The 23277-nt window shown below is 67.1% G+C and carries 27 protein-coding genes and 1 tRNA gene; 18 read left to right on the top strand and 10 right to left on the bottom strand.

Features of this window, described 5'->3' with window-relative positions; genetic code table 11:
• Positions 1-65: 65 nt before the first annotated feature.
• Both alr and arfB read left to right on the top strand, forming a co-directional pair.
• On the top strand, positions 66-1175 hold the full coding sequence (alr, locus tag V3596_RS10695; RefSeq protein WP_334277710.1) for an alanine racemase: 1110 nt from the start codon (positions 66-68) through the stop codon (positions 1173-1175).
• Positions 1172-1579: an alternative ribosome rescue aminoacyl-tRNA hydrolase ArfB gene (gene arfB / locus V3596_RS10700; RefSeq protein ID WP_334277711.1), complete on the top strand. Its 408-nt coding sequence runs from the start codon at positions 1172-1174 to the stop codon at positions 1577-1579. The genes alr and arfB overlap by 4 nt, the downstream gene beginning before the upstream one ends.
• Here the strand turns inward: arfB and V3596_RS10705 are convergent.
• Positions 1545-2450, bottom strand: coding sequence for a DMT family transporter (locus V3596_RS10705; RefSeq protein ID WP_334277712.1), 906 nt, complete (start codon positions 2448-2450; stop codon positions 1545-1547). The two genes, arfB and V3596_RS10705, sit on opposite strands and share 35 nt — an antisense overlap.
• A 56-nt stretch (positions 2451-2506) precedes the next feature.
• Complete coding sequence (locus V3596_RS10710; RefSeq protein WP_334277713.1) at positions 2507-3136, bottom strand: LysE family transporter; 630 nt, start codon at positions 3134-3136, stop codon at positions 2507-2509.
• Between the two features lie 120 nt (positions 3137-3256).
• On the opposite strand from V3596_RS10710, the gene V3596_RS10715 reads away from it, so the two are divergent.
• From V3596_RS10715 to V3596_RS10750, 8 genes are read left to right on the top strand one after another with little or no spacing between them, the layout of a single operon-like run.
• Positions 3257-4048, top strand: a complete 792-nt coding sequence (locus V3596_RS10715; RefSeq protein ID WP_334277714.1) for a hypothetical protein — start codon at positions 3257-3259, stop codon at positions 4046-4048.
• Between the two features lie 11 nt (positions 4049-4059).
• A complete protein-coding gene (gene radA, locus V3596_RS10720) occupies positions 4060-5421 on the top strand; it encodes a DNA repair protein RadA (RefSeq protein ID WP_334277715.1) in 1362 nt (453 codons plus the stop codon).
• Positions 5422-5431: 10 nt separating this feature from the next.
• Positions 5432-5794, top strand: a complete 363-nt coding sequence (locus V3596_RS10725; RefSeq protein WP_334277716.1) for an antibiotic biosynthesis monooxygenase family protein — start codon at positions 5432-5434, stop codon at positions 5792-5794.
• 30 nt (positions 5795-5824) lie between these two features.
• Complete coding sequence (locus V3596_RS10730; protein WP_334277717.1) at positions 5825-6748, top strand: branched-chain amino acid transaminase; 924 nt, start codon at positions 5825-5827, stop codon at positions 6746-6748.
• Positions 6749-6774: 26 nt separating this feature from the next.
• Positions 6775-6987 (top strand): zinc-finger domain-containing protein, encoded by a 213-nt coding sequence (locus tag V3596_RS10735; RefSeq protein WP_334277718.1) that lies wholly within the window; start codon positions 6775-6777, stop codon positions 6985-6987.
• Between the two features lie 7 nt (positions 6988-6994).
• Positions 6995-7450 (top strand): YybH family protein, encoded by a 456-nt coding sequence (locus V3596_RS10740; RefSeq protein ID WP_334277719.1) that lies wholly within the window; start codon positions 6995-6997, stop codon positions 7448-7450.
• The gene (locus V3596_RS10745; RefSeq protein ID WP_334277720.1) at positions 7447-8436 is read left to right on the top strand and encodes a YheT family hydrolase; all 990 of its coding nucleotides are present in this window, start codon (positions 7447-7449) and stop codon (positions 8434-8436) included. Before V3596_RS10740 ends, V3596_RS10745 begins: the two co-directional genes overlap by 4 nt.
• 17 nt (positions 8437-8453) lie before the next feature.
• Positions 8454-8972 (top strand): DUF2946 family protein, encoded by a 519-nt coding sequence (locus V3596_RS10750; protein WP_334277721.1) that lies wholly within the window; start codon positions 8454-8456, stop codon positions 8970-8972.
• 101 nt (positions 8973-9073) lie between these two features.
• On the opposite strand, the gene V3596_RS10755 is transcribed toward V3596_RS10750, so the two are convergent.
• The gene (locus V3596_RS10755) at positions 9074-9610 is read right to left on the bottom strand and encodes a c-type cytochrome (RefSeq protein ID WP_334277723.1); all 537 of its coding nucleotides are present in this window, start codon (positions 9608-9610) and stop codon (positions 9074-9076) included.
• A 168-nt stretch (positions 9611-9778) separates the two neighbouring features.
• Here V3596_RS10755 and V3596_RS10760 point away from each other — a divergent pair.
• Positions 9779-9854 (top strand) — tRNA-Arg (locus V3596_RS10760).
• A 44-nt stretch (positions 9855-9898) separates the two neighbouring features.
• Here V3596_RS10760 and selD read toward each other — a convergent pair.
• From selD to V3596_RS10780, 4 genes are all read right to left on the bottom strand, one after another.
• A complete protein-coding gene (gene selD, locus V3596_RS10765) occupies positions 9899-10975 on the bottom strand; it encodes a selenide, water dikinase SelD (RefSeq protein WP_334277724.1) in 1077 nt (358 codons plus the stop codon).
• Positions 10972-12042 (bottom strand): tRNA 2-selenouridine(34) synthase MnmH, encoded by a 1071-nt coding sequence (gene mnmH, locus V3596_RS10770; protein WP_334277725.1) that lies wholly within the window; start codon positions 12040-12042, stop codon positions 10972-10974. Before mnmH ends, selD begins: the two co-directional genes overlap by 4 nt.
• Positions 12043-12163: 121 nt before the next feature.
• Positions 12164-12463 (bottom strand): hypothetical protein, encoded by a 300-nt coding sequence (locus tag V3596_RS10775; RefSeq protein ID WP_334277726.1) that lies wholly within the window; start codon positions 12461-12463, stop codon positions 12164-12166.
• 114 nt (positions 12464-12577) lie between these two features.
• On the bottom strand, positions 12578-13378 hold the full coding sequence (locus V3596_RS10780; protein ID WP_334277727.1) for a hypothetical protein: 801 nt from the start codon (positions 13376-13378) through the stop codon (positions 12578-12580).
• A 192-nt stretch (positions 13379-13570) separates the two neighbouring features.
• Here V3596_RS10780 and V3596_RS10785 point away from each other — a divergent pair, with 192 nt between their 5' ends.
• The 7 genes from V3596_RS10785 to V3596_RS10815 all read left to right on the top strand — a co-directional run bounded on the left by V3596_RS10785 (position 13571) and on the right by V3596_RS10815 (position 20392).
• Positions 13571-13978: a hypothetical protein gene (locus tag V3596_RS10785; RefSeq protein ID WP_334277728.1), complete on the top strand. Its 408-nt coding sequence runs from the start codon at positions 13571-13573 to the stop codon at positions 13976-13978.
• A gap of 4 nt (positions 13979-13982) precedes the next feature.
• Positions 13983-15062, top strand: coding sequence for a sensor histidine kinase (locus V3596_RS10790; RefSeq protein ID WP_334277729.1), 1080 nt, complete (start codon positions 13983-13985; stop codon positions 15060-15062).
• Positions 15053-16075, top strand: coding sequence for a hypothetical protein (locus V3596_RS10795; RefSeq protein ID WP_334277730.1), 1023 nt, complete (start codon positions 15053-15055; stop codon positions 16073-16075). Before V3596_RS10790 ends, V3596_RS10795 begins: the two co-directional genes overlap by 10 nt.
• Positions 16076-16082: 7 nt before the next feature.
• Positions 16083-16820: a LytR/AlgR family response regulator transcription factor gene (locus V3596_RS10800; RefSeq protein ID WP_334277731.1), complete on the top strand. Its 738-nt coding sequence runs from the start codon at positions 16083-16085 to the stop codon at positions 16818-16820.
• Between the two features lie 335 nt (positions 16821-17155).
• Entirely contained in the window at positions 17156-18583 is a 1428-nt protein-coding gene (locus V3596_RS10805) for a circularly permuted type 2 ATP-grasp protein (RefSeq protein ID WP_416383976.1), read from the top strand.
• 84 nt (positions 18584-18667) lie between these two features.
• On the top strand, positions 18668-19636 hold the full coding sequence (locus V3596_RS10810) for an alpha-E domain-containing protein (RefSeq protein ID WP_334277732.1): 969 nt from the start codon (positions 18668-18670) through the stop codon (positions 19634-19636).
• 21 nt (positions 19637-19657) lie between these two features.
• Positions 19658-20392: a proteasome-type protease gene (locus V3596_RS10815; protein WP_334277733.1), complete on the top strand. Its 735-nt coding sequence runs from the start codon at positions 19658-19660 to the stop codon at positions 20390-20392.
• A 24-nt stretch (positions 20393-20416) separates the two neighbouring features.
• Here V3596_RS10815 and V3596_RS10820 read toward each other — a convergent pair whose 3' ends face one another.
• Genes V3596_RS10820 through nadC form a run of 3 tightly spaced genes read right to left on the bottom strand, consistent with a single transcriptional unit; the run spans position 20417 to position 23265 of the window.
• Complete coding sequence (locus V3596_RS10820) at positions 20417-20923, bottom strand: hypothetical protein (protein WP_334277734.1); 507 nt, start codon at positions 20921-20923, stop codon at positions 20417-20419.
• 45 nt (positions 20924-20968) lie between these two features.
• Entirely contained in the window at positions 20969-22390 is a 1422-nt protein-coding gene (locus V3596_RS10825) for a cytochrome P450 (protein ID WP_334277736.1), read from the bottom strand.
• Positions 22390-23265 carry a carboxylating nicotinate-nucleotide diphosphorylase gene (gene nadC, locus V3596_RS10830; RefSeq protein ID WP_334277737.1) on the bottom strand — a complete coding sequence of 292 codons (876 nt, stop codon included), beginning with the start codon at positions 23263-23265 and terminating at the stop codon, positions 22390-22392. The genes V3596_RS10825 and nadC overlap by 1 nt, the downstream gene beginning before the upstream one ends.
• Positions 23266-23277 lie beyond the last annotated feature (12 nt).

Consider the following 23277-nt stretch of genomic DNA (forward strand, 5'->3'; position numbering starts at 1 on the left):
AGGCGGGCCCGCCGCTTCAATCGGGCGCAGCCGTGCGCCTTCCTCGCGGTGCAACAATCCAGGACATGCCCCGTCCGATAGAAGCCCTGATCCACCAGTCCGCCCTGGCCCACAACCTGGCCCGCGCCCGCGCCGCCGCGCCGGACGCCCGGGTCTGGGCCGTGGTCAAGGCCAACGCCTATGGCCACGGCATCGAGAACGTATTCGACGGCCTGCGCGGGGCTGACGGCTTTGCCCTGATCGACCTGGACGAAGCCCAGCGCGTGCGCAATCTCGGCTGGCGCGGGCCCATCCTCCTGCTCGAAGGCTGCTTCGAAACCCGCGACCTCGAGCTCTGCTCGCGCCTGCACCTCTGGCATGCCGTGCACTGCGAGCAGCAGATCGACTGGCTGGCCATGCACAAGACGCACGAGCCGCACCGCGTCTTCCTGAAGCTCAACAGCGGCATGAACCGCCTCGGATTCACGCCGGCCGCCTTCCGCGCGGCCTGGACGCGGCTGAACGCCCTGCCCCAGGTCGACGAGATCTCCCTGATGACCCACTTCTCCGATGCCGACGCCACGCGCTTCGGCCAGGACGGCATCGCTCATCAGCTCGCCGCCTTCGAGGCCGCCTGCTCGGACCTGCCGGGCGAGCGCTCGGTCTGCAACAGCGCGGCCACCTTGCGCCATGCGGCGCGCGCCAACGGCGACTGGGTGCGCGCCGGCATCATGAGCTACGGCGGCGTGCCAGACTATCCCGAGCGCCAGCCCGAGGCCTGGGACCTGCAGCCCGGCATGACGCTGCGCTCGAAGATCATCGGCATCCAGAACCTGCAGCCCGGCGACACGGTCGGCTACGGCAGCGCCTTCACGGCCGACAAGCCCATGCGCATCGGCATCGTGGCCTGCGGCTATGCCGACGGCTACCCGCGCCATTGCCCGACCGGCACGCCGGTGCTGGTCAACGGCCAGCGCACGCGCACCATCGGCCGAGTCTCGATGGACATGCTGGCGGTGGACCTGACCGAGCTGCCGGAAAGCGGCTGGGGCAGCGAAGTGACGCTGTGGGGTCGCGGCCCCAAGGGCCAGGTCTTGCCCATCGACGAGGTGGCCCGGGCTGCCGGCACCATCGGCTATGAGCTGATGTGCGCCGTGACGCGGCGGGTGCCAGTCACGGTCGAGCGCATGGAATGAAGCTGGACTGGACGCCCGCCGACTGGGAGCTGGACTTCAGCGCCATTCGCGCCAGCGGCCCGGGCGGCCAGAACGTCAACAAGGTCTCGAGCGCCGTGCATCTGCGCTTCGACATCCAGCGCTCCAGCTTGCCCGCCCTCATCAAGGAGCGGCTGCTGAAGCTGTCCGACCAGCGCATCACCAGCGAAGGCGTGGTCGTGATCAAGGCGCAGGAGTCGCGCAGCCAGGAACAGAACCGGGCCGACGCGGTGCAGCGCCTGATCGACCTGGCGCAAAGCGTGGCTCACACGCCCAAGGCGCGGCGGGCGACCAAGCCCACTTATGGCTCGCAGCAGCGGCGGCTGGAAGGCAAGTCGCTGCGCAGCGGCATCAAGTCCGCGCGGGGGCGTGTGCGGGACGAGTAGCGATATAGACGCAAGCCAGGCACAGGGCCATGCCGGCGACGGCCAGCACGGTCGGCTGCCAGCCCTCCAGCAGCGCCGACACCGCCAGCGCGATCACCGGGATCACGACGCCGGTCAGCGCAGCGCGGGCCGCGCCCTCCAGCTGAGCCAGCCTGAAGAAGAGCACGAAGGCCGTCACCGAGCCGAACACCGCGAGGTAGAGAAGGCTGCCGAGATAGCGCGGGCTGAAGTCGAAATGCAGGCCGGCCCCGGTGAGCAGGGACAGGCCCATCACGAACAGCGAGCCATAGCCCATGCTCCAGGCCAGTACGGGCACGAGCGGCAAGGAGCGGCGCGTCAGCGTCAGGGTCAGCACATTGCCGGCGCATGCAGCCAGCACGGCGCCAAGGCCAAGGGCCAGGCCCAGCGCAGCCGTCGGCCGCTCGCCGGTGGCGGCAATCTCTGGCCAGAAGATCAAGACCACGCCCAGCACCGCGCCACTGGAGGCGAGCAGGAAACGCCGCGTCACCTGCTGACCGAAGAAGAGGCTGCCCGACAAGGCATTGCCGAACACCATCAGGCAGAACAGCACCGCCACCAGGCCGCTGGGAATGTGCCGTTCGGCTTCATAGACGCCCCAGTAATTGCCGCAGTACTGGACGATGCCCGTGGCCAGCGCCAGCCAATGCGCCGAGTGCGGCAGCATCAGACGCTCGCCACGCCAACGAGCGATGGCGAAGAGCATGATCGAGGCCAGGCCGAAGCGCCAGGCGACCGAATTGAGCACCGGCACCGGGCTGTCGAGCTGGAACAGGATCACATGCCAGGTGCTGGCCCAGATCAGCGTCGGTATCCAGAACAGCCAGCGCGGCGAAATCGAAGAGGTGCTCATTGGTGAAATGAAAAAGGCCGCCAGTCCAGGCGGCCCTCATCCGCAAGTGTGGAAGTTCAGGCGGCGCGCTTGAACGTGGCCAGCAGGGCGCCGGCGGCGATGAAAAGCGAACCGAAGACCCGGTTCATCGTCTTGATGTGGGAGGGCGAGCGCAGCGCGGCCAGCACCTTGGCCGCCAGCACCGTGTAGCCGGCCATCACCACCAGGTCGGTGAAGCACAGTGTGGCACCGATCACCAGGTATTGCGGCGCCAGCGCGGCATGCAGGTCCAGGAACTGCGGCACCACGGCCAGCAGGAAGACCGTGCCCTTGGGGTTGACCGCATTGATCGCCCAGCCACGCAAGACCAGCTGGCGGCGCGTGACCATCGAGGCATCGCCGCTCTCGGCCACCATAGGCTTGGCAGGCGCGCGCCATTGCGCAATGCCCAGCCACACCAGATAGGCCACGCCCAGCCACTTGACGATGGCAAAGCCCATGGACGAGGCGGCGATCAGGGCGCCGAGCCCGGCGCCGACCAGCACGACTTGCGTGAGGATGCCCAGGATCAGGCCGAAGGTGGTGAAGTAGCCGCGGCGAAAGCCATGATTGAGGCCCGAGCTCATGGCAGCGATGGCGCCCGCCCCGGGGGACAGGCTGATCGCCCAGGAGGCGGCAAAAAAGGTCAACCAGACAGAGAGGTCCATGGCGGCGGCTTTCAAAAAGGCAGCAGGGCCACGCGGCCCTGACGAAGGAGGGTTTTAGCATGGCGACCTTGGCCACGCAGAAAGTCAGGCATCGAAGGCCGGAATCCGAGGGAGACAACGATGGGCTTGAACAAGATCCCGCGGCGGCGCGACCCGGCGCTCGCACTGGAGCAGCACACCCGCATGAAGCTGCGCACCACCCGCTGGCTGCGCCTGCATGTGATGCTGATCGCCATGCTGACCCTGGCCGGGCTCTGGCTCGGCGGCGCCCTGCTTCGCTGGGCCGGCTTTGAAGCACTGGCCCTGCGCTATGCGCTGCTCTTGCCCCTGACCTACCTGCTCTATCTGGGCCTCTTGCGTCTGTGGGCCCGGATGCTGCTGGACGACGAGCCGGCGGATGGCGCGTTCGACGTGGCCGACGTCGCGCTGGATCTGGCGGATGGCGTGCCCGTCCCCGCGCGGGCGTTCCGCAGTGACATGGGCGGCGATTTCGGCGGTGGCGGCGCCAGCGGCGACTTCACCGACGGCGCGGTCGAGTCCGGCCTCAGTGCCGGCGGCAAGACGCTCGGCGCGCTGGCCGATGCCGACGAAGGCATCGTCATCGCAATTCCGCTCGCTGTAGTGATAGGCATCGCCACCCTGCTGGCGGCCCTGCTGGGCGTGGGCGTGTTCGCGCTGTTCGGTGTGGACGTGCTCCTGGCCGTGGCCGTCGAAGTCGCCCTGGCCGCCCTGGCAGGCTCCTTCGCCTACCGGCGCCAGCGCGAAGGCTGGTTCGGCACGGCGATTGGCCACACCTGGCGCGGCGCGCTGGCCATGCTGGTGCTGGGCGTGGCCCTGGGCTGGGTGATCGACCACTGGCTGCCGGCGGCGGATTCATTGCCGCATGCCATGAAGCTGTTGCTGCAACACTGACAATCGCGCCCATGGCCAAAGAAAAGACGATCTACAGCTGCAGCGATTGCGGCGGCACCAACCCGAAATGGCTGGGCCGCTGCCCGCATTGCGGCGCCTGGAACACGCTGGTGGAAAGCATTGCCGAGACGCCCGGCGCCGGCAAGAACCGCTACCAGTCGCTGGCGCGCAGCCAGCCGGTGGCCACGCTCAGTGAAATCGAGGCCACCGACTTTGACCGCACGCCCACCGGCCAGGAAGAGCTGGACCGCGTGCTCGGCGGCGGCATCGTGGCCGGTGGCGTGGTGCTGATCGGTGGCGACCCGGGCATCGGCAAGTCGACACTGCTCCTGCAGGCCATCGATGCGCTCTCGCAGCGCGTCAAGGTGCTTTATGTGACGGGTGAAGAGAGCGGTGCGCAGGTGGCGATGCGTTCGCGGCGCCTCGGACTCGCCGGCACGCAGGTGCGCGTGCTTGCCGAGATCAGCCTGGAGAAGATCATGGCGACGATCGAGGCCGAGCAGCCAGCCTTCTGCGTGATCGACTCGATCCAGACGCTTTATTCCGAGCAGCTCAGCTCGGCGCCGGGCTCGGTGGCCCAGGTGCGTGAATGCGCAGCGCAACTGACGCGCACCGCCAAGTCCAGCGGCTGCGCGATGGTGCTGGTAGGCCATGTCACCAAGGAAGGCGCGCTGGCTGGGCCGCGCGTGCTGGAGCACATCGTCGACACGGTGCTGTACTTCGAGGGCGACACCCACAGCAGCTACCGCCTGGTGCGTGCGATCAAGAACCGCTTCGGCGCGGTCAACGAGATCGGCGTGTTCGCCATGACCGAGAAGGGGCTCAAGGGCGTCAGCAATCCGAGCGCGATCTTCCTGTCCACGCATGCCGAGCCGGTGCCCGGCTCCTGCGTGCTGGTGACGCTGGAAGGCACACGGCCGCTGCTGGTGGAGCTGCAGGCGCTGGTCGATGGCGGCGGGCCCAACCCGCGCCGGCTCTCGGTGGGCCTGGAGCGCGACCGGCTGGCCATGCTCTTGGCAGTGCTGCACCGCCATGCCGGCGTGATGACGAACGACCAGGACGTGTTCGTCAACGCGGTGGGCGGTGTGCGCATCAGCGAGCCGGCGGCCGACCTGGCCGTGATGCTGGCGATCCAGAGCTCGCTGCGCGGCAAGGCCCTGCCCAAGGGCTTCATCGCCTTTGGCGAAGTGGGTCTGGCCGGCGAGGTGCGGCCGGCACCGCGCGGTCAGGAGCGGCTGAAGGAAGCGGCCAAGCTCGGCTTCTCCATCGCCATCGTGCCCAAGGCCAATGCGCCCAAGAAGCCGATTGAAGGCCTGAAGGTCTACCCGGTGGAGCGCATCGAAGAGGCGATCACCGCCCTGCGTGAGTTCTAGGAGACTGCTGATGAGCGCGCCCACCGGTTTCGCCCCCCGCCCCGAGCCCCCCTACTACGCCGTGATCTTCACCAGCCTGCGCACGCAGAATGACGCGGCTGGCTACGCCGAAGCCGCCGAGCGCATGGCAGCACTGGCGGCCGAGCAGCCCGGTTACCTGGGCGTTGAAAGCACACGTGGCGCTGATGGGCTGGGCATCACGGTTTCGTACTGGGCCAGCCTGGAGGCCATCCAGGCCTGGCGCACCCACATCGAGCACACGGCGATCCGCGAGCAGGGCCGAGCCCAGTGGTACGAGCACTACGAGCTGCGGGTCGCCCGCATCGAGCGCGCCTATGGCTGGAGCCGCAGTGAGGGGCCTGCCCACTCGTAGAATGGCGGGCTACAGCAAGGAGTAGCACCCATGTCCATGGAAGACCGCGACGGCAAGATCTGGATGGACGGCCAATTGGTCGATTGGCGTGATGCCAAGATCCATGTCCTGACCCACACGCTGCACTACGGCTGCGGCGCCTTCGAAGGCGTGCGCGCCTACAAGACGGACAAGGGCACGGCCATCTTCCGCCTGAAGGAACATACCGAGCGGCTGTTCAACAGCGGCAAGATCCTGCGCATGAAGATTCCCTTCTCGATCGAACAGGTCGAGGAAGCCCAGAAGGCCGTGGTGCGCGAGAACAAACTCGAGAGCTGCTACCTGCGCCCCTTGATCTGGATCGGCTCCGAGAAGCTCGGTGTCAGCCCCAAGGGCAACAAGATCCACGCCATGGTGGCGGCCTGGAGCTGGGGCGCCTACCTGGGCGAGGAAGGCTTGAAGCGCGGCATCCGTGTCAAGACCAGCTCCTACACGCGCCATCACGTCAACATCACGATGACGCAGGCCAAGACGGTGTCCAACTACACCAACTCGATCCTGGCGAACATGGAAGCCACCGACGACGGCTACGACGAAGCGATGCTGCTCGACGCTTCGGGCTTCGTGTCTGAGGGCGCGGGCGAAAACCTCTTCATCATCAAGAACGGCGTGGTCTACACGCCCGACCTGTCGGCCGGCGCACTCAACGGCATCACCCGCAACACCATCTTCCACATCTGCCAGGACCTGGGCCTGAAACTGGTGGAGAAGCGCATCACCCGCGACGAGGTCTACATCTGCGACGAGGCCTTCTTCACCGGCACGGCCGCCGAAGTGACGCCGATCCGCGAGCTGGACCGCATCGAGCTCGGTAGCGGCTCGCGCGGCCCGATCACCGAGAAAATCCAGGCCGCCTTCTTCGACATCGTCAACGGACGCAACCCGAAGTACGCCCACTGGCTGAGCCTGGTCTGAAGCACCGAACTGAAAGAGAACCCAAGATGTCCAACGATCAAGCCAAAGCCATCGTCGAAGTGACGGCCAAGGACGTGCAGGGCCCCGGCGTCGTCGCCTGCCCCAACCCCAAGATGCCGCTGTGGAGCAACCACCCGCGCGTGTTCATCGACGTGACGCATGAAGGCGGCGGCAAGTGCTCCTATTGCGGCACCGTCTACAAGCTCAAGGCCGGCGAGACGCTCGGCCACGCGCACTGAACTCGCGATGCCGTTGCCCCCGCAAGCCGCCGCCCAACTGCTGGCCTCGACGCCCGAGGACAGCGAAGCGCTGTTCTACGAAGCGCTGCAACGCGCCGACCTGGACCGCCTGATGGCGCTGTGGTCCGACGAGGACGAGATCTCCTGCGTCCATCCCGGTGGCCCGCGTCTGGTGGGGCATGGCGCGATCCGCTCTGCCTTCGAAACCCTGTTCGGCCACGGCCCGATCAATGCGCACCCGGAGCGCGTGCGCAAGCTGCACAGCGGCGACATGGCGATTCACCAGGTGCTTGAGCGCGTGCAGGTGGCCGGCGCCAAGGGCGAGGCACAAACCGCGTGGGTGATTGCAAGCAACGTCTACATGAAGACGGCTCTGGGCTGGCGCATGGCCTTGCACCACGCGAGCCCCGGCAGTGCCAGCGATGTGCAGGAGCTGAGCGAAGGCCCGGCCACCTTGCATTGAGCAAGCCGATCCCTTTGCAGTACCGCGCGCCGCTGTGGCTGCCCGGTGGCCAGGCGCAGACGATCTGGCCGGCGCTGTTCTCGCGCAGCTCCTGGAGCGATGCGCCGCAGTTCAAGCGCGAGCGCTGGACCACGGCGGATGGCGACTTTATCGACGTGGACCGACTCGATGCACCGTCGGCGCCCGACGCGCCCTTGCTGGTGCTGTTCCATGGCCTTGAGGGCAGCTCGCAAAGCCACTACTCCAGGGCCTTTGCCAGCATCGCGCGTGAGCGCGGCTGGGCGTTTGCGCTGCCGCACTTTCGTGGCTGCTCGGGCGAGCTGAACCTGGCGCCGCGCGCCTACCACTCGGGTGACTTCGAGGAAATCGGCTGGATGCTGGATCGCTTCAAGGCCGCGCATCCAGGCCCCCTGGTTGCGGCAGGCGTGTCGCTCGGCGGCAATGCGCTCCTGCGCTGGGCCGAGGAGGCCGGTGACAGCGCCTCGGCCACGGCCCGCGCCGTCTGTTCGATCTGCTCGCCCATCGACCTGGCGGCCTGTGGCATGGCCATTGGCCGTGGCTTCAACCGCCTGGTCTATACGCGCATGTTCCTGCGCAGCATGGTGCCCAAGGCCATGAAGAAGCTCGAGCAGCACCCGGGGCTGTTCGACGGCGAGCGGCTGCGCGAGGTACGCGACCTCTATGAGTTCGACAAGCTCTTCACCGCGCCGCTGCACGGCTACAAAGACACCAACGACTACTGGGCGCGCGGATCGGCCAAGCCGCACCTGCACCGCATCCGCGTGCCGGCCCTGGTGCTCAATGCCCGCAACGACCCCTTCGTGCCCGCTGCCTGCCTGCCCAGCCAGGAAGAAGTCGGCAACGATCTGGTGCGCCTGTGGCAACCGCCGCATGGCGGCCATGTCGGCTTCCCCAGTGGCTGGCCGCCAGGGCACGTGTTGCAAGTGCCGCAGCGCGTGTGCGATTGGCTGTCAGCTTCTCTTTAGCGCTCTAGACTCAAGCCATGGACCCCATCGTCGAAGCCGCGTTGAAGAAGTGGCCCAATGTGCCGCACTGCTATGGCTGGCTGGCGCTGGATGCGCGCGGCGACTGGTACATGCGCGACGAGCGCATCCAGCATGCCGGGCCGTTTCCGCAGGTCAAGGGCAGCCGCATCGAACACCGCAAGCTGATCGAGTTCATTGAGCGCAACTACGCGGCCGACCCGACCGGCTGCTGGTTCTTCCAGAACGGGCCGCAGCGCGTCTATGTGGAGCTGGAGGCGGCGCCCTGGGTCTGGCGCGTCGCGGCCGGCGGCCAGATCAGCAGCCACACCGGCCTGCCCTGCGAGGCGCAGGCCAGCTGGCTCGACGAGCAGGACCGGCTTTTCATCGCCACGCGCTTGGGCCTGGGCATCGTGCACAGCATGGACATGCATGAGGCGGCGCTGGCCGTCGAGCAAGGGCTGTGGCAGCCGCAAGCCGCGCGGCATGCCGACTTGCTGGCCCGGCATGCGGTGCAGTTGAAACCGCTACCGCCCTGACGACCCTTCGCGCCAAGACGCCCACAAAAAAGCCGACCCGAGGGTCGGCTTCTCTTTGGATCCCGCAGGATCGCTGAGGGCTTGATCGCTCGCTGGCTCGCTTACTTGGCGGCCGAAGCGGCTGCAGCCGGTGCCTTGGGCTCGTCGAACTTGGCGCCGCCCTGGTTGGCCAGGTAGACCACGGCGCGCTGGATTTCAAAGTCGCTGAAATCGCCGCCGCCCTGCGCGCCCATATTGCCCTTGCCTTTCAGGGCCGAGGTCACCAGCGCATCGACACCGGTCTTGATGCGCGGGCCCCAGGCTGCGGCATCGCCCAGCTTGGGAGCGCCAGCGGCGCCGCTGGTGTGGCAGGCCGAGCATTGAGCCTGGAACACCTGCTCGCCGGTCTTCATCGAAGCCGCGTCGCTCAGGTCCTTGATCTCGATGCTGCCCACCGGCTGGATGCGGGCTGCGATGGCCTGATCTTCCAGTCCCACGCTACCGGCGGCCGGCTTGGTGGCGGTGGCGACATAGTTGGCCAGCATGATGATGACGATCACCGGCACAACAAAGGCAAAGCCCACTGCCCAGATCAGTTGCTTGGGCGTCTTGATCGGGCCTTCGTGGGCTTCGTCGTGGTGTTCGTGGGTTCCGCTCATGAAATCCTCTTTGGCGTCGGCTGTCTTTGGACTGAATCTGGCCTGAATCAGGTCACGCAGATCCCGCTGACCCCAGGGCCGGCAGGACACAAAGCCAGGGATTATATCTAGCGCCTGCGCCCCCGGACCAGGCATTGCTCACGGCACTGCTAGAATCCGCAGCCTTTGGCGCCCGTAGCTCAATGGATAGAGTACTGCCCTCCGAAGGCAGGGGTTGTTGGTTCGATCCCAACCGGGCGCACCATGGACATGATTCGCATGAAAAGCTCGCACGGTGTGCGAGCTTTTTTATTGCGCCAGCCTCAGTCGACTGCCCTGCGGCCCAGCTGGCAGCACCGTCCCGATTTCCGCGGCCGCGTCGAAACCGTGACGGTGAAAGATGCGCAGCACGTCTTCCACAGCGCCAGCTTCGCAGGACACCAGCAAGCCTCCGCTGGTCTGGGGGTCAGTCAGGAGCGCTCGGTCGCTGGCCGACAAGCTCTCCGGCAGCAGCACTTCCGAGCCGTAGCTGGCCCAGTTGCGGCCTGATGCGCCGGTGACCATGCCGCGCACGGCGAGCTCGCGCACGCCCGGCAGCAGTGGCACCCGCGGCCAGTCGATTGCAACATCGGCCTGCGCGCCGCGCGCCAGCTCCAGCGCATGGCCGGCCAGGCCGAAGCCGGTGACATCGGTCATCGCATGGACGCCGGCCAGGGCCGCAAGCTCGATGCCCGGCTTGTTGAGCTGCGTCGTGGTGGCAATCATCTGCGCGTAGCCCTCGGCATCGAGAGCCTCCTTCTTGAGCGCTGCCGACAGGATGCCCACGCCCAGCGGCTTGCCAAGCACGAGCCGGTCGCCCGGCCGCGCGTCTGAATTGCGCTTGATGCGCTTGGGATGCACGACACCCAGCACCACCAGACCGTAGATCGGCTCGACCGAGTCGATCGTGTGGCCGCCGGCAATCGGGATACCGGCCTGGCCGCAGACCGATTCGCCGCCTTGCAAGATCTTGCCTATCACCTCGAGTGGCAACACATTGATCGGCATGCCCACCAGCGCCAGCGCCATGATGGGTGTGCCGCCCATGGCGTAGACGTCGCTGATCGCATTGGTCGCGGCGATCCGGCCGAAGTCGAAGGGGTCATCGACGATGGGCATGAAGAAGTCGGTGGTGGCAATCACCGCGATCTCGTCGCTGAGCTGGTAGACCGCCGCATCGTCCGAGGTTTCGATGCCGACAAGCAGCTCCTTGGGCACCGGGAAATGCTGCGATTTCTTGAGGATTTCGCTCAGCACACCGGGCGCGATCTTGCAGCCGCAGCCGCCGCCATGGGAGAGCGAGCTCAGGCGCGGCACTTGTTGTTGCGGGGCTTGGGAGGGTGTCATCGGGGCTCTTCAGGATGGTTGAACGCCAGTGCGGCGATGCGGCCGGCCAGTGCCAGGATGCCGGTATCCGACAGGTCGGTGCAGGGCACGCGCTGGGCGTGAGCAAGACGCGCGAGATGGCGTCCTTGTGATCGGGCATAGAGCGGGTCGTAGTGCTGCGCCATCAGCGCTGCGAACAACTCCGGCAGGGCGCCTTGCAGGGCCCAGTCCTGCCATTGCGCCAACACTTCCTTGGCCAGCAGCTCGCGCAGGGTGCCGAGCTTGTCGGCCAGGGCCTGGCGATCCTGGCCCAGCCAGGCGTAGTCGCGCAGCAGGTAGTCGAGCCGCGCTACCGGCGTGGCATCGATCTCGACGACGGGGCTCTCGCGCAGGCGCTGCAGGAGGGGTTCGGGCACGTTGAGGCGGCCGATGCGCCGGCTCTCGGCTTCGATCCAGACCGGCTGGCCGAGATCAAAGTCGGCCATGCGGTGCATCAGCTGCGTCTCGAAGGCTTTCTGCGAAGGCTGCGGCCGGTCCGGCATGGCACCGAGCACGGAGCCCCGATGGGCCGCCAGGTCTTCCAGGTCGAGCACCTGAGCACCTTGTGCCGCCAGGGCCTGCAGCACGCGCGTCTTGGCGCTGCCGGTCGGGCCGCACAGCACGCGCAGCGCAAGCCGGGGTGCGATCTGCTCGATCTGCTCGATGACGTGCCCGCGCCAGGCCTTGTAGCCGCCCTGGAGCTGCTGCGCATCCCAGCCCACAAGGCGCAGCCAGTTGACGAAGCTGCCGCTGCGCATGCCGCCTCGCCAGCAATAGAGGAGCGGGCGCCATTCCTTGGGTTTGTCGCGGAACAGCGCGTCGAGATGGCGGGCGATGTTGCGTGCCACCATGGCGCCGCCGATCTTGCGGGCCTCGAAGGCCGAGACCTGGACATAGGTGGTGCCCACGATGCGGCGCTCTTCATCGTTCAGCACCGGGCAATTGATGGCGCCCGGAATGTGGTCTAGGGCGTACTCGGCCGGCGAGCGCACATCGATCAGTACCGAGAACTCGGCCAGTTGCTTGACGGTGGTGGGCTTGTGGCTCATCGCGGCGATGGTACAGGGCCGCTGAATGCAAAAAAGGGCCTGGCCGTCTGGCGGCCAAGCCCAAATGCTGTGTCTTCAAGTCGACGTCCAGCAACTGCAATCGCTGCGGGCAGCGCCCGCCTCAGTGGGCCATCTCCAGATAGGTGGACACCGATGCCTGGCTGTCATCGTCCCAATCGCCTTCGGTTTCGGGCAGCTGTCGGGCCAATACTTCGGCCTGTGCGGCCTGCGCCGCCTGGGTGGCCTGCTCCAGCAGCTTTCGCAGCCGGGGGTCGGCCCTCAGCTGCTGGCGGGCCTGACGGATGGCCGGGCCGAACTGCGGCGAATGCCGGGCCACGTAGTCGAGATAGGCGTCGTGCCGCTGCGGGAAGGTCAGCCACCAGCTGACGATGCTGTCGGGGTCATTCAGGTTCAAAAGCATGGGGCACTCCTGGCCACTAACGGGTGCGGCCAGTCTAGCGCAAATACTGTATGAATAAACAGTATTCAGGCGAGGCTTTGCGCATCGCTTCCGGCAAGTCGGCCCCGGGGCGATTCATTCCCGGCAAGGCGCCTTGATCTGCTGGTCCGCCCGCCCGGCGCGGCACATCTCCAGCCAGTAGTTCTTGATGAAAGCCGGATGGCGGCGCAGCAGATCCTTGCTGGCGACCGAGTAGTACCAGCTGGTCAGCACCGGCGGGGTGAGCCGGCGCAGGCGCTCCAGCACCTCGGGCGTCTGGGTGCTCATGATCAGGTCAGGCAGGATGGCCACGGTGCTGCGGCCCGAGACCAGCTTGTTCAGCACGTTCTGCGTGTCCATGCCGTTCTCGGGCGTCCAGTTGCGCTCGGCCACCAGGGCCCGCAGCGCCGGCACCGGCGCCACGCCGACGCGCAGATCGTCCGGGCCGCTGAGCTTGCTGCCATTCCAGCTCACCGTGGTGTCACGACTATCTATGTAGAGCGAATAGCTGGCCGAGTAGAAGCCAAGTTGCGGGTCGACCGCCTCGCCATCCATGGGCAAGGCACCGATGGCCAGCAGGTCGGCCCCCGGGAAGGCCACGGCCCAGATGTCGATTTCGTTGCGCGACAGCAGCTCGCGGCCCCGGATGATGGGAAAGCGCAGCAGCTCCAGCCGCGACGATGTGCAACCCGCCCTGACCACCGCCTGGCGCACCCAATCCACCAGCTTGCCTTGCGGCGGCTGGGACTTGTCCCGGCCCAGCAGCAGCGGGGCCAGCTCATAGTCCAGGAAGCCGATGCGCAGCTGCGCCGGGCAGCGCGCCTGCGCCTGCGCAAGGAATAGCAGTCCGAACGCTGCAGACAGCAAGCCTCGCCTACGTCGAATGCCACGCATCATGGATCAGGACTTCCGTGTTGTCGGCCAAGTCGGCGCCAGCAGTTCTTGCCGGCGCCACCGCCATTCTCACCTTCACCGTCAGGCTTCCAGCCCGCTTCGTCGGATGAATTCCAGGCTTCGTCCGGCCGGCCGTGACCGGCCGGGCCTGGGTGCGTAACTTTGCGCCACCGAACAACTTTGCCGGAGTCCCCCATGAAATCAAGCACCCTGACCACCCTCGTCGCCGCGCTGGCTCTGGCCGCACCGGTCTCTTTTGCAGGGGCCGCCGGGTCTGCCGGCCCCGCCAGGTCCGCAGAACCCGCCGCCTGCCCCCAGGCCGCCGAGCAACTGCCCGAACTGCTGGCCACCCCCATGCAGCGCATCGGCAGCGAGGGCGAGGTCCGCGCCGAGTTCGAGGTCAATGCCCGCGGCCAGGTGCGACCGATCTCGGTCGACGGCCACCGCCGCTACCGCAGCTTCGTGCGCAGTGCGCTCTACTCGCTGGACTGCAAGGGCGGTACGCCGCAGCGCTACGTGCTTAATATCCGCTTCGCAGAAACTGCACCGACCAGCCTGGCCAAGGCTTCGGCGCCGATGATTGCCATTTCCGAGGTCCGCTGAACCCATGCCCCTGGCCCGCCTGCTGCGCCTGACACGCCCCGAGCGCCGCGAGATGCTGATCGCGGCGGGCCTGAGCCTGGTGCTGGGAGCGGCGTGGGTACTGCCAGAGCTGATCGGCTGCCGCCTGATCGATGGTGAGCATTGCGGCATCCGGCTGCGCAGTCGCTTCCATACCGGCGTCTGCGTGGCGTGCTGGATCTGGTGCCTGTGGCTGCTTGCCAGCCTGACGCAGCATTGGCTGCCCGATGCTGCCGAGCAGCGCCCGCGCGCCCTCGGGTTGCAGATCTTCGTGCTGACCTTGCTGTCGCCCTTGCTCGGCAGGATGCTGGGGCTGTCGGGCGGCGGGTTCACGCCCAGCAGCTGGTACGACCTGCAGGTACACGCCAGCGTCGCGGCGGTGGCCTGCCTCGCCGTCGAGTACCGCCAACGCCGCCGCAGGGGCGAGGCGGATGCGGAATCGCTGCGCCACAACGCGCCGGCCCTCGCCCGCCAGCTCGACCAGGCCCGTACCGCGCTGCTGCAAGCCCAGGTCGAGCCGCACTTCCTTTTCAATACGCTGGCCCATCTGCGCCGCCTCGCCCACACCGATGTCCAGGCCGCCCGCGCGATGCTGTCCGACCTGCGGGTCTACCTTGCTGCCGCGCTGCCCGAGTTGCGCCAGCCTGAAACTCCGCTCGCCCGGGAGCTTGAGCTGGTGCGCGCCTTCCTCGCTCTGCACCAGCGCCGCATCGGGCCGGACCGGCTGACATTGCGCTTTGACATCGCGCCCGGCCTGGAAGCAGTCATCGTGCCCTCGACCTGCTTGCTCACGCTGGCCGAAAACGCGATCAAACATGGCATCACGCCCCAGGTCGATGGCGGAGAAATCTGCGTGAGCGCACGACCTGACCCTGAGCAGCCGGGCCAATTGGTGCTGGAGGTGGCCGACACCGGGGCCGGCATGTCGGCCAGCACGGGCGGCGGCACCGGCCTGGCCACGCTGCGCGCCCGCCTGGCGGCGCTGCACGGGCCCCGCGCCAAGCTCAGCCTGCACCTCAACCAGCCGACCGGCCTGATCGCCAGGGTGCATCTGCCATGGCAGTGAAATTCGCGCGCGGCGATCTCGGCTGGGTGCTGCTGGTGGGCGGCGGAACGCTGGTCGCCAACGGCACGCCCCTGGGCAACCCTGCGGACGGCGTGCTCACCGCCTTGACCTACAACGTCCTGCAGTTCGGCCTGCCGGCGGTGCTCCTCACGCGTCTGGCCAATGAGCTGGTCGACACGCGAAAGCTGCCCGCCTTGCTGGCTTACCCGGCTGTGCTGCTCCTGACCATAGGCCTGGGGGTCTGGGTCATCGCACCGTCGCTTTACCCGGTGCTCGGCAAGGCAGACTGGTGGGGACGCAAGGAAGACTTCAGGCTGGCCGGCAGCAGCTTCATCTGGCATTCGCTGGGCATGACGGTCTATTTGCAGCAGCGCTACTCGCGGCGTGCACAGGCACGACTGAAGTCGCTGCAGGAAGAAGCCGCCGAGCGCGAGCGCAAGCTGGCGGCGGCGCAATTGCTGGCGCTGCAGGCGCGCGTCGACCCGGCGCTGCTGTCGGAGCGCCTGGCCACCATCGACACCGAGCTGCTGGAGCAGCCAGCCCGCGGCCAGGCCCGGCTGGCGGCCTTGATCGAGCTGCTGCGCGCCTTGCAGCCGCATGTGGAAGCCGAACTGTCGACACTGGCCCGCGAGCTTGTCGCCTTGCGCTCCTATGCGAGCCTGGTCAGCGCCGATGCCAGGAGCACCGAGCGGCTGCATCTGGCCGGCCTGAACGACCCACCGGAATGGCCGCTGGCGCCCATGGTCTTGCTGCCGCTGGTGCGGCCGTTGCTCGATGAGGGCACCACGCTGTGGAGCCTGTCGCTGCTGGCCGCCGAGGGACGTGCCGAGCTGTGGCTGCAGGCGCTCGGGCCAGATGCCGAGCGGACACAAGCCGCCGCCGCACGCGTGCCGATGGCCGAGCTGAACCAGCGCCTGCGGGCCGTGCACGGCAATCAGTCTTCACTGACACTGGCCGCCAACGAGATGCCGCTGTTCAAGCTGAACTGGCCCATCCCCATTGCCACGCCCTGATCGCGCCATGACCCGCATCCTGATCGCCGAAGACGAAGCGCTGCTCGCCAGCGAAATCCGCGAGGAGCTCTTGCGCCAATGGCCCGAGGCCCAGGTCGTGGCCATCGCTCGCGACGGCCATGAGGCCTTGCGCCTGGTGGAGCAATTGCAGCCCGAGGTCTGCTTCCTGGACGTGCAGATGCCCGGGCTCTCCGGCCTTGAGGTGGCGCAATTGATTGGCCGCCGTGCCCACGTCGTCTTCATCACGGCGCATGAGCGCTATGCGGTGCAGGCCTTCGACGAAGGTGCGGTCGGCTACCTCCTGAAGCCGCTGGACCCGGCGCGCATGGCCAAGACCCTGCTGCGCCTGAAGGAGCGGCTGCCGCAGCAACCGGCCGACCTTGGCGGGCTCAAAGCGCAGGCCGCGCCGGCCGGCACCGAGGCCTTGCGCTGGATCACCGTGCAGCGCGGCCGCGAGCTGCAACTGATCACGGTGGACGACGTGGTCTATTTCCGCGCCGACAACAAATACGTGGCCGTGGTCACTGCCGACACCGAGGCCCTGATCTCGGTGCCCTTGAAGGAGCTGATCCAGCGACTGGACGGCGAGCACTTCTGGCAGGTGCACCGCTCGACCATCGTCAATGCCCATGCCATCAAGTCGGTCAGCCGGGCCTTGAGCGGCAAGCTCAGCATCACGCTGAAGAGCCGGCCCGAGTCGCTGGAGGTCAGCCCGGCCTATTCGCACCGCTTCAAGCAACTCTGAGGGCAACTCTGAGGGCAGCTTTGAGGCAGCGGCTGGCGAATATCGCCCAGCCAGGCAAGACCTGGCACGTTATGTGCGACTGCAACATCAACTGCAGTTGTCTCCTCTATCCCCCAAGGATGGATTCAGCCTCGGGCCGCAAGGTCCGAGGCTCTTTTTTTGCACGCACGCCCCGCAGGCAAGACCTGGCGCACCAAGCTGGCACACGCGGCAGGCACCAGATGCAGGCACACTGGCTTTCGGCACCAACAAGGTTCATGCTTGCTGCTCAGATCAGCCATCAAACAGGCACGGGCCTTGCATTGATGGATCTGAGCCTTTCGGAGTTGTTCCCCATGCATGCGCTGACCCTGCCGCCCGCCGGCCACTACGACGAGATGCTGGAGGCCGGTGGTGCCCTCCGCCAACACTACGGCGCTTTCGGCAGCTGGCTGCAGGCGCAGTCGGCCGAGACCCTGGCCAAGAAGCGCGCCGAGGCCGACCTGCTGTTCCACAAGGTCGGCATCACCTTCGCCGTCTATGGCGACGAGGCCGGCGCCGAGCGGCTGATTCCCTTCGACATGGTGCCCCGCATCGTGCCGGCCTCGGAATGGCAGATGCTGGAAAAGGGCCTGCGCCAGCGGGTCACGGCGCTGAACCGCTTTCTCTGGGACATCTATCACGACCATGAAATCCTCAAGGCCGGCCTGATACCGACCGAGCAGGTGCTCGGCAACGCGCAGTACCAGCAGGCGATGCAGGGCCTGGACCTGCCGCATGGCATCTACGCCCACATCACCGGCGTGGACCTGATCCGCCATTCCGACGGCGGCTACTACGTGCTGGAAGACAACCTGCGCGTGCCCAGCGGTGTGAGCTACATGCTGGAGAACCGCAAGATGATGATGCGGCTCTTCCCCGAGCTGTTCTCGCGCTATGCGGTGGCGCCGGTGGCGCACTACCCGACGCTGCTGCTCAACACGCTGCGCCATGCCAGCCTTGAGGAGAACCCGACCGCCGTGGTGCTGACGCCCGGCCCCTTCAACTCCGCCTACTTCGAGCATGCCTTCCTGGCGCAGCAGATGGGTGTGGAGCTGGTCGAGGGCCAGGACCTGTTCGTCAAGGACGACTGGCTCTACATGCGCACCACGGTCGGCCCCAAGCGGGTGGACGTGATCTACCGCCGCATCGACGACGCCTTCCTCGACCCGCTGGCCTTCCGTGCCGATTCGATGCTGGGCGTGCCGGGGCTGCTCTCGGTCTACCAGAAGGGCCACCTGATCCTGGCGAACGCCATCGGCACCGGCGTGGCGGACGACAAGTCCATCTACCCCTATGTGCCGGACATGATCCGCTTCTACCTGGGCGAGGAGCCGATCCTGCACAACGTGCCGACCTGGCAATGCCGCAAGAGCGCGGACCTCGACCATGTCTTGAACCACATGAAAGACCTTGTGGTGAAGGAAGTGCATGGCGCCGGCGGCTACGGCATGCTGGTCGGCCCGGCCGCCACGGCTGCCGAGGTCGAGGACTTCAAGCTGCGCGTCAAGGCCAACCCGAGCAACTACATCGCGCAGCCAACGCTGTGCCTCTCGAGCTGCCCCACCTTCGTGGAGAGCGGCATCGCGCCCCGACATATCGACCTGCGGCCGTTCGTGTTGACCGGGCGGGAGATCACGATGGTGGCCGGCGGGCTCACGCGCGTGGCCTTGAAGGAAGGCTCATTGGTGGTGAACAGCAGCCAAGGCGGCGGCACCAAGGACACCTGGATTCTGGAAAGTTGATATGAAGCCCCCACGTTCACTTCGTTCTCTGCTCCCCGAGGGGGCGCAGGCCTCCCTTGGGGCAGCCCGGCGGGAGTCCTGATCATGCTGTCTCGCACCGCCTCCCAGCTCTATTGGATGAGCCGCTATGTCGAACGCGCCGAGAACCTGGTGCGCATGCTCGACGTGACCCAATCGCTGTCGATGCTGCCGCAGTCGCACGGCGCGCGCACCGAACTGGCCGCGCCGCTGGCCGTGACCGGCGCCCTGCAGGACTACAGCGCGCGGCATCCGCAGCTCGATGCCGAGCATCTCTTCAACTTCATGGCGCTGGACCTGGACAACCCGGCCTCGGTCCTGAGCTGCCTGCGCTCCGCGCGCGAGAACGCCCATGCGGTGCGCGGCCAGATCACGGCCGAGATGTGGGAGGCCATCAACAGCACCTGGCTGGAAGGCCGCAGCTTCCCGAAGCGCGGCATCCCGAGCGTCTCCAGCTTCTTCGACTGGGTGAAGGAGCGCTCGCACCTGTTCCGCGGCGCCACCTACGGCACCTTGCAGCGCAACGACGCCTATATGTTCATCCGCCTGGGCACCTTCATCGAGCGGGCCGACAACACGGCACGCCTGCTGGACGTGAAATCGCAGTTGATCGAACCGGCGGTCGAGACCTTGGCGCCGGTGGAAGTGGCCAGCGACAGCGCGCCCGACTTCTATGCCTGGAGCGCGCTCTTGCGCTCGCTCTCGGCCTTCGAGGCCTATCACGCGATCTACCGCGACAGCCTGGAGGGCCGCCGCGTCACCGAGCTCCTGATCCTGCGCCCCGACGTGCCCCGGAGCCTGCGCGCCTGCTGCGACGAGATCGTCGCCATCCTCCCGAAGATCGAAGCCAACCAGGGCGCGCTGGACGCCGGCCGCGTGGTCAAGAAGCGCGCCGGGCAGCTGGCCCTGCGCCTGGAATACGGCTCGGTGGACGAGATCCTCGAGCAAGGCCTGCACCGCTGGCTGACCGGCTTTCTGGATGAGTCTGCCGCCCTGAGCGAGGCGATCCGCGGCGCCTACCTGCAGGCCAGCTGATTCCCTGCGGATAATCGCGTCATGACCTATTGCGTTGCCATGCGGCTGGAAGCCGGCCTGCTGTTCGCCAGTGATTCGCGCACCAATGCGGGCGTGGACCACATTGCCACCTTCCGCAAGATGAGCGTGTTCGAGCAGCCGGGCGAACGCCTCATCGTGCTCCTGAGCGCCGGCAACCTGGCCACCACGCAGAGCGTGATCAGCCTCCTCACACAGCGCCTGAAAGGACAGGAAGAACACCTGTTCAAGTGCCCGAGCATGTACGACGTGGCCGAGCTGGTGGGCCGCACGGTCAAGGAGGTGGTGGCCCGCGATGCCGATGCCCAGTCGCTGGGCCAGGGTGTGGACTTCGGCGGCAACTTCATCGTCGGCGGCCAGATTCGCGGCGAAGCGCCGCGGCTCTTCCATGTCTATGCGCAGGGCAACTTCATCGAGGCCTGCGAGGACACGCCCTACTTCCAGATCGGCGAGAGCAAGTACGGCAAGCCCATCATCGACCGCGTGATCAAGCCGAAGACCTCGCTGAAGGAAGCGGCCAAGTGCACGCTGATCTCATTCGATTCGACGATACGCAGCAACCTCTCGGTGGGCCTGCCCATCGACATGCTGCTCTACAAGACCGACAGCTTCGCGCCGGCCGACCCGCATCGCATCACGGCCGACGACCCGTACTTCAACAAGCTGCGCCGCGGCTGGGGTGAAGGCCTGCGCAAGACCTTCGAGAAGCTGCCGGACGAGGACTGGTTCAACAAGTAGGGCGGGCGGACACTGCGCCACGCCTCAATAGCGGTAGCTGCCACCTATTGACCAATAGCTCGGGCCGGCACGCACCTGCAGGCCGACGCCGGTGCGATTGCTTACCAGGCTCAGGAGGCCGAAGCCGTCGTTCTCGCGACCCAGTCGCACGCCGCCGCCCAGGTGCAGGGCCATCTCCGAATCGCCAAACAGGCGCAGGTCGGCCGACACGCTGCCCGCGTAGCTGAGCCGACCGGCGCAGAAGCCGGCAAAGGTGGTCTGGCCGCTTTGCGTGTCCACGCAGGCATAGCCGATATTCGTGCCGCTGCCGCGCTGCTCGGACCGAAAGCGCCCGGGTGTGCTGTTCTGGTAAAGGATGCCGCCCACCGGCATCAGGCTCAGCGACAGCGGGCCCAGCGTCGCGCGGTAACCCAGCTCCAGCTCCCAGCCCAGCACCGGTTCGCGCCGGGCCACGGCCAGCGTGCCGACCAGGCCATCGGCGGCCGCCTGGGCACAGGCCATCATCAGCAAAACGGAAGCCAGAAAACGCATCGCCACTCCTTGTTGAAGGGAGTGGCGATGTTAGCGGGGCCGCCGTCACGCGATGCGTTCGCGCAACTTCATTGCCAGGCCGACCGGCGCCATCGTGAAGGCCATGAGCTCGCGCGCCGGGCCGCCGTCGGGCGTGCTGAGGGCCTCGATGTCGAAGTTGCCAAGCAGCGCTGCCATCGCCATCTTGATCTCCAGCAGCGCAAGGTAGCGCCCCGGGCAGATGCGCGGCCCGGCCCCGAAAGGCATGCTGATGCGCTTGGCCGAATGCACGGTGCCCGCGCCCTCGCTGAGCCAGCGCTCCGGCTCGAATGCATCGGCGCGCTCCACGTGACTCGCGCTCACGCTGTCGCGGCGCATCAGGCAGACGATCAGGGTGCCGGCCTTGACCTGCACATCACCAATCACCGTGTCGCGCAGCGCCTGGAACGGCAGGACCGGCGCGACCGGCTTCAAGCGCATTGTCTCTTGCGTGCAGGCGTCGAGGAAATCAAGGCCTGCGTAGCTGTCGATGCTGCTCAGGCCACCTGGCGCGGCCAGCGCGGCGCGCACTTCGTCCGTGGCCTTCTGCAGAGCAGCCGGATGGCGCCACAGCAGGTCGATCATCCAGGCCAGGGTATTGGCCGTCGTGTCTTCGCCGGCCAGGAGCATGGTCAGCACATTGCCCGCCACCTGCTCGTCGTCGATACCGCTGTCGGGCTGGTCGGCGGCCACGATCATGGCCTCGAGCAGGTTGCGGGGATGCTCGCGCAGCTCGGGCTGATCAAGCAAACGCTGCCGCGCCAGCGCGATGAAGCCGGCCACGGCGGACTTGATCTCGACGATGCTGGCCGCCAGCTCGCGGTCGGCCTGGCTCGGCCACCAGCGCCAGGTCGGCAAGGGCTTCAGGAGCCGGTCGAACACCGCAGGAAACAGCTTGTCCAGATGCTGCTGGATGCGGTCCGCATCCGACTCCAGGGTGTTGACCTCGGCACCAAAGGCCAGGCCGGCAATGGTGTCGACCGTGTAGCGCATCAGGTCCGACTGCAGGTCGATCATCTGGCCGCCGTGCGCCGCTTTGCGCCAGCGCCCGCCAAGCCGATCACTGACGCCCTGCATGCTCGGAAAATAACCGCGTATGTGGGCGGGGTCGAAACCAGCCATCACCATGCGACGTTGGCGCTTCCAGACATCGCCGTTGGCGCCAAACAGGCCGATGGGCAGGCCCAGCTCGGTCCAGAGTTGCTGCAGCCTGGGCGTGCGCCGGAAGCCCTCGGGCCTGTCCTTCAACACTTGGGCCACGGCCTGGTGGTCGCCCACCACCAGCAACTTCTGCCGCCCCAGGTGCACGCGGTAGAACGGCCCCAGCTCGCGCGCCCATTGCTCCAGCTGCTGATGCATGCGGGCCGGCCGCACCTGGAAGATCTGGCCCAGCAGTGGCAGTCCGGCCGGTGCTGGAAGGTCGCTGAAGCTGCGCGGCGCAGGGCTCATCAGACCGGATTTTCCACGCGCATCGAATAGTCCACGGCTTTCACGTCCTTAGTGAGACGGCCTATGGAGATGCGATCAACACCGGTGGCGGCAATCCAGCGCAGCTGGTCGATTGCCACCCCACCGGAGACTTCGAGCAGCGCCTGATTCCCCTTCGCGGCGTTCAAGGCCACGGCCTCGCGCATTGCCGCTTCGCTGAAGTTGTCCAGCAGCACGCTGACCGCACCGGCATCGAGCGCTTCGCGCAGCTCGGCAATCGATTCGACCTCGACCTGGATGCCGACGTTCGCGTTCATGGCCTGCGCCGCCCGCAAGGCGGCGCCCACGCCACCGGCCGCGGCGATGTGGTTCTCCTTGATCAGGATGCCGTCGTACAGCGCCAGGCGCTGGTTGGCACCGCCGCCGACCCGCACCGCGTACTTCTGCGCCAGGCGCAAGCCCGGGATGGTCTTGCGGGTGTCGAGCACGGCGCAGCCGCGCGGGTTGGGGCTGGCGCCCTCGATGGCGCGGGCATGCGCTCGCGTGAGGCTCGCGGTGGCCGACATCAGCTGCAGGAAGTTCAGGGCGGGCCGCTCGGCCGACAAGAGCGCGCGGCCGTCCGCCTCGATGCGGCACACGATGCTGTCGGCCGCCATGTCAGCGCCCTCCGCGTATTGCCAGTCGATGCGGGCCGTGCCGTCCATCGCGGCGAACACGCCGTCAAACCATTCGCGGCCGCAGAGCACGGCGTTCTCGCGCACCCTCACGTGGGCGCGCACGCGGCGGCCGGCCGGCACCAGCTGCGCGGTCCAGTCGCAGACGCCGATGTCCTCGAACAAGGCCTCGCGGATATTGCGCTGCCGCGCTTCGTCCAGGGTTTCGTTGTGATCGAACATGGGGTTCTTCTT

It is taken from the genome of Roseateles microcysteis, assembly GCF_036880965.1.
GTDB lineage: Bacteria > Pseudomonadota > Gammaproteobacteria > Burkholderiales > Burkholderiaceae_C > JAUASW01.

What these genes read in the sequence shown, in the direction of transcription:
- V3596_RS10730 (WP_334277717.1), top strand. Translation starts at nt 5,825, where the DNA reads ATGTCCATGGAAGACCGCGACGGCAAGATCTGGATGGACGGCCAATTG.
- V3596_RS10735 (WP_334277718.1), top strand. Translation starts at nt 6,775, where the DNA reads ATGTCCAACGATCAAGCCAAAGCCATCGTCGAAGTGACGGCCAAGGAC.
- mnmH (WP_334277725.1), bottom strand. Translation starts at nt 12,042, where the DNA reads ATGAGCCACAAGCCCACCACCGTCAAGCAACTGGCCGAGTTCTCGGTA.
- V3596_RS10795 (WP_334277730.1), top strand. Translation starts at nt 15,053, where the DNA reads ATGGCAGTGAAATTCGCGCGCGGCGATCTCGGCTGGGTGCTGCTGGTG.
- V3596_RS10715 (WP_334277714.1), top strand. Translation starts at nt 3,257, where the DNA reads ATGGGCTTGAACAAGATCCCGCGGCGGCGCGACCCGGCGCTCGCACTG.
- V3596_RS10780 (WP_334277727.1), bottom strand. Translation starts at nt 13,378, where the DNA reads ATGATGCGTGGCATTCGACGTAGGCGAGGCTTGCTGTCTGCAGCGTTC.
- V3596_RS10805 (WP_416383976.1), top strand. Translation starts at nt 17,156, where the DNA reads ATGCATGCGCTGACCCTGCCGCCCGCCGGCCACTACGACGAGATGCTG.
- alr (WP_334277710.1), top strand. Translation starts at nt 66, where the DNA reads ATGCCCCGTCCGATAGAAGCCCTGATCCACCAGTCCGCCCTGGCCCAC.
- V3596_RS10800 (WP_334277731.1), top strand. Translation starts at nt 16,083, where the DNA reads ATGACCCGCATCCTGATCGCCGAAGACGAAGCGCTGCTCGCCAGCGAA.
- arfB (WP_334277711.1), top strand. Translation starts at nt 1,172, where the DNA reads ATGAAGCTGGACTGGACGCCCGCCGACTGGGAGCTGGACTTCAGCGCC.
- radA (WP_334277715.1), top strand. Translation starts at nt 4,060, where the DNA reads ATGGCCAAAGAAAAGACGATCTACAGCTGCAGCGATTGCGGCGGCACC.
- V3596_RS10710 (WP_334277713.1), bottom strand. Translation starts at nt 3,136, where the DNA reads ATGGACCTCTCTGTCTGGTTGACCTTTTTTGCCGCCTCCTGGGCGATC.
- V3596_RS10790 (WP_334277729.1), top strand. Translation starts at nt 13,983, where the DNA reads ATGCCCCTGGCCCGCCTGCTGCGCCTGACACGCCCCGAGCGCCGCGAG.
- nadC (WP_334277737.1), bottom strand. Translation starts at nt 23,265, where the DNA reads ATGTTCGATCACAACGAAACCCTGGACGAAGCGCGGCAGCGCAATATC.
- V3596_RS10785 (WP_334277728.1), top strand. Translation starts at nt 13,571, where the DNA reads ATGAAATCAAGCACCCTGACCACCCTCGTCGCCGCGCTGGCTCTGGCC.
- V3596_RS10750 (WP_334277721.1), top strand. Translation starts at nt 8,454, where the DNA reads ATGGACCCCATCGTCGAAGCCGCGTTGAAGAAGTGGCCCAATGTGCCG.
- V3596_RS10820 (WP_334277734.1), bottom strand. Translation starts at nt 20,923, where the DNA reads ATGCGTTTTCTGGCTTCCGTTTTGCTGATGATGGCCTGTGCCCAGGCG.
- V3596_RS10810 (WP_334277732.1), top strand. Translation starts at nt 18,668, where the DNA reads ATGCTGTCTCGCACCGCCTCCCAGCTCTATTGGATGAGCCGCTATGTC.
- V3596_RS10740 (WP_334277719.1), top strand. Translation starts at nt 6,995, where the DNA reads ATGCCGTTGCCCCCGCAAGCCGCCGCCCAACTGCTGGCCTCGACGCCC.
- V3596_RS10775 (WP_334277726.1), bottom strand. Translation starts at nt 12,463, where the DNA reads ATGCTTTTGAACCTGAATGACCCCGACAGCATCGTCAGCTGGTGGCTG.
- V3596_RS10815 (WP_334277733.1), top strand. Translation starts at nt 19,658, where the DNA reads ATGACCTATTGCGTTGCCATGCGGCTGGAAGCCGGCCTGCTGTTCGCC.
- V3596_RS10705 (WP_334277712.1), bottom strand. Translation starts at nt 2,450, where the DNA reads ATGAGCACCTCTTCGATTTCGCCGCGCTGGCTGTTCTGGATACCGACG.
- V3596_RS10755 (WP_334277723.1), bottom strand. Translation starts at nt 9,610, where the DNA reads ATGAGCGGAACCCACGAACACCACGACGAAGCCCACGAAGGCCCGATC.
- selD (WP_334277724.1), bottom strand. Translation starts at nt 10,975, where the DNA reads ATGACACCCTCCCAAGCCCCGCAACAACAAGTGCCGCGCCTGAGCTCG.
- V3596_RS10725 (WP_334277716.1), top strand. Translation starts at nt 5,432, where the DNA reads ATGAGCGCGCCCACCGGTTTCGCCCCCCGCCCCGAGCCCCCCTACTAC.
- V3596_RS10825 (WP_334277736.1), bottom strand. Translation starts at nt 22,390, where the DNA reads ATGAGCCCTGCGCCGCGCAGCTTCAGCGACCTTCCAGCACCGGCCGGA.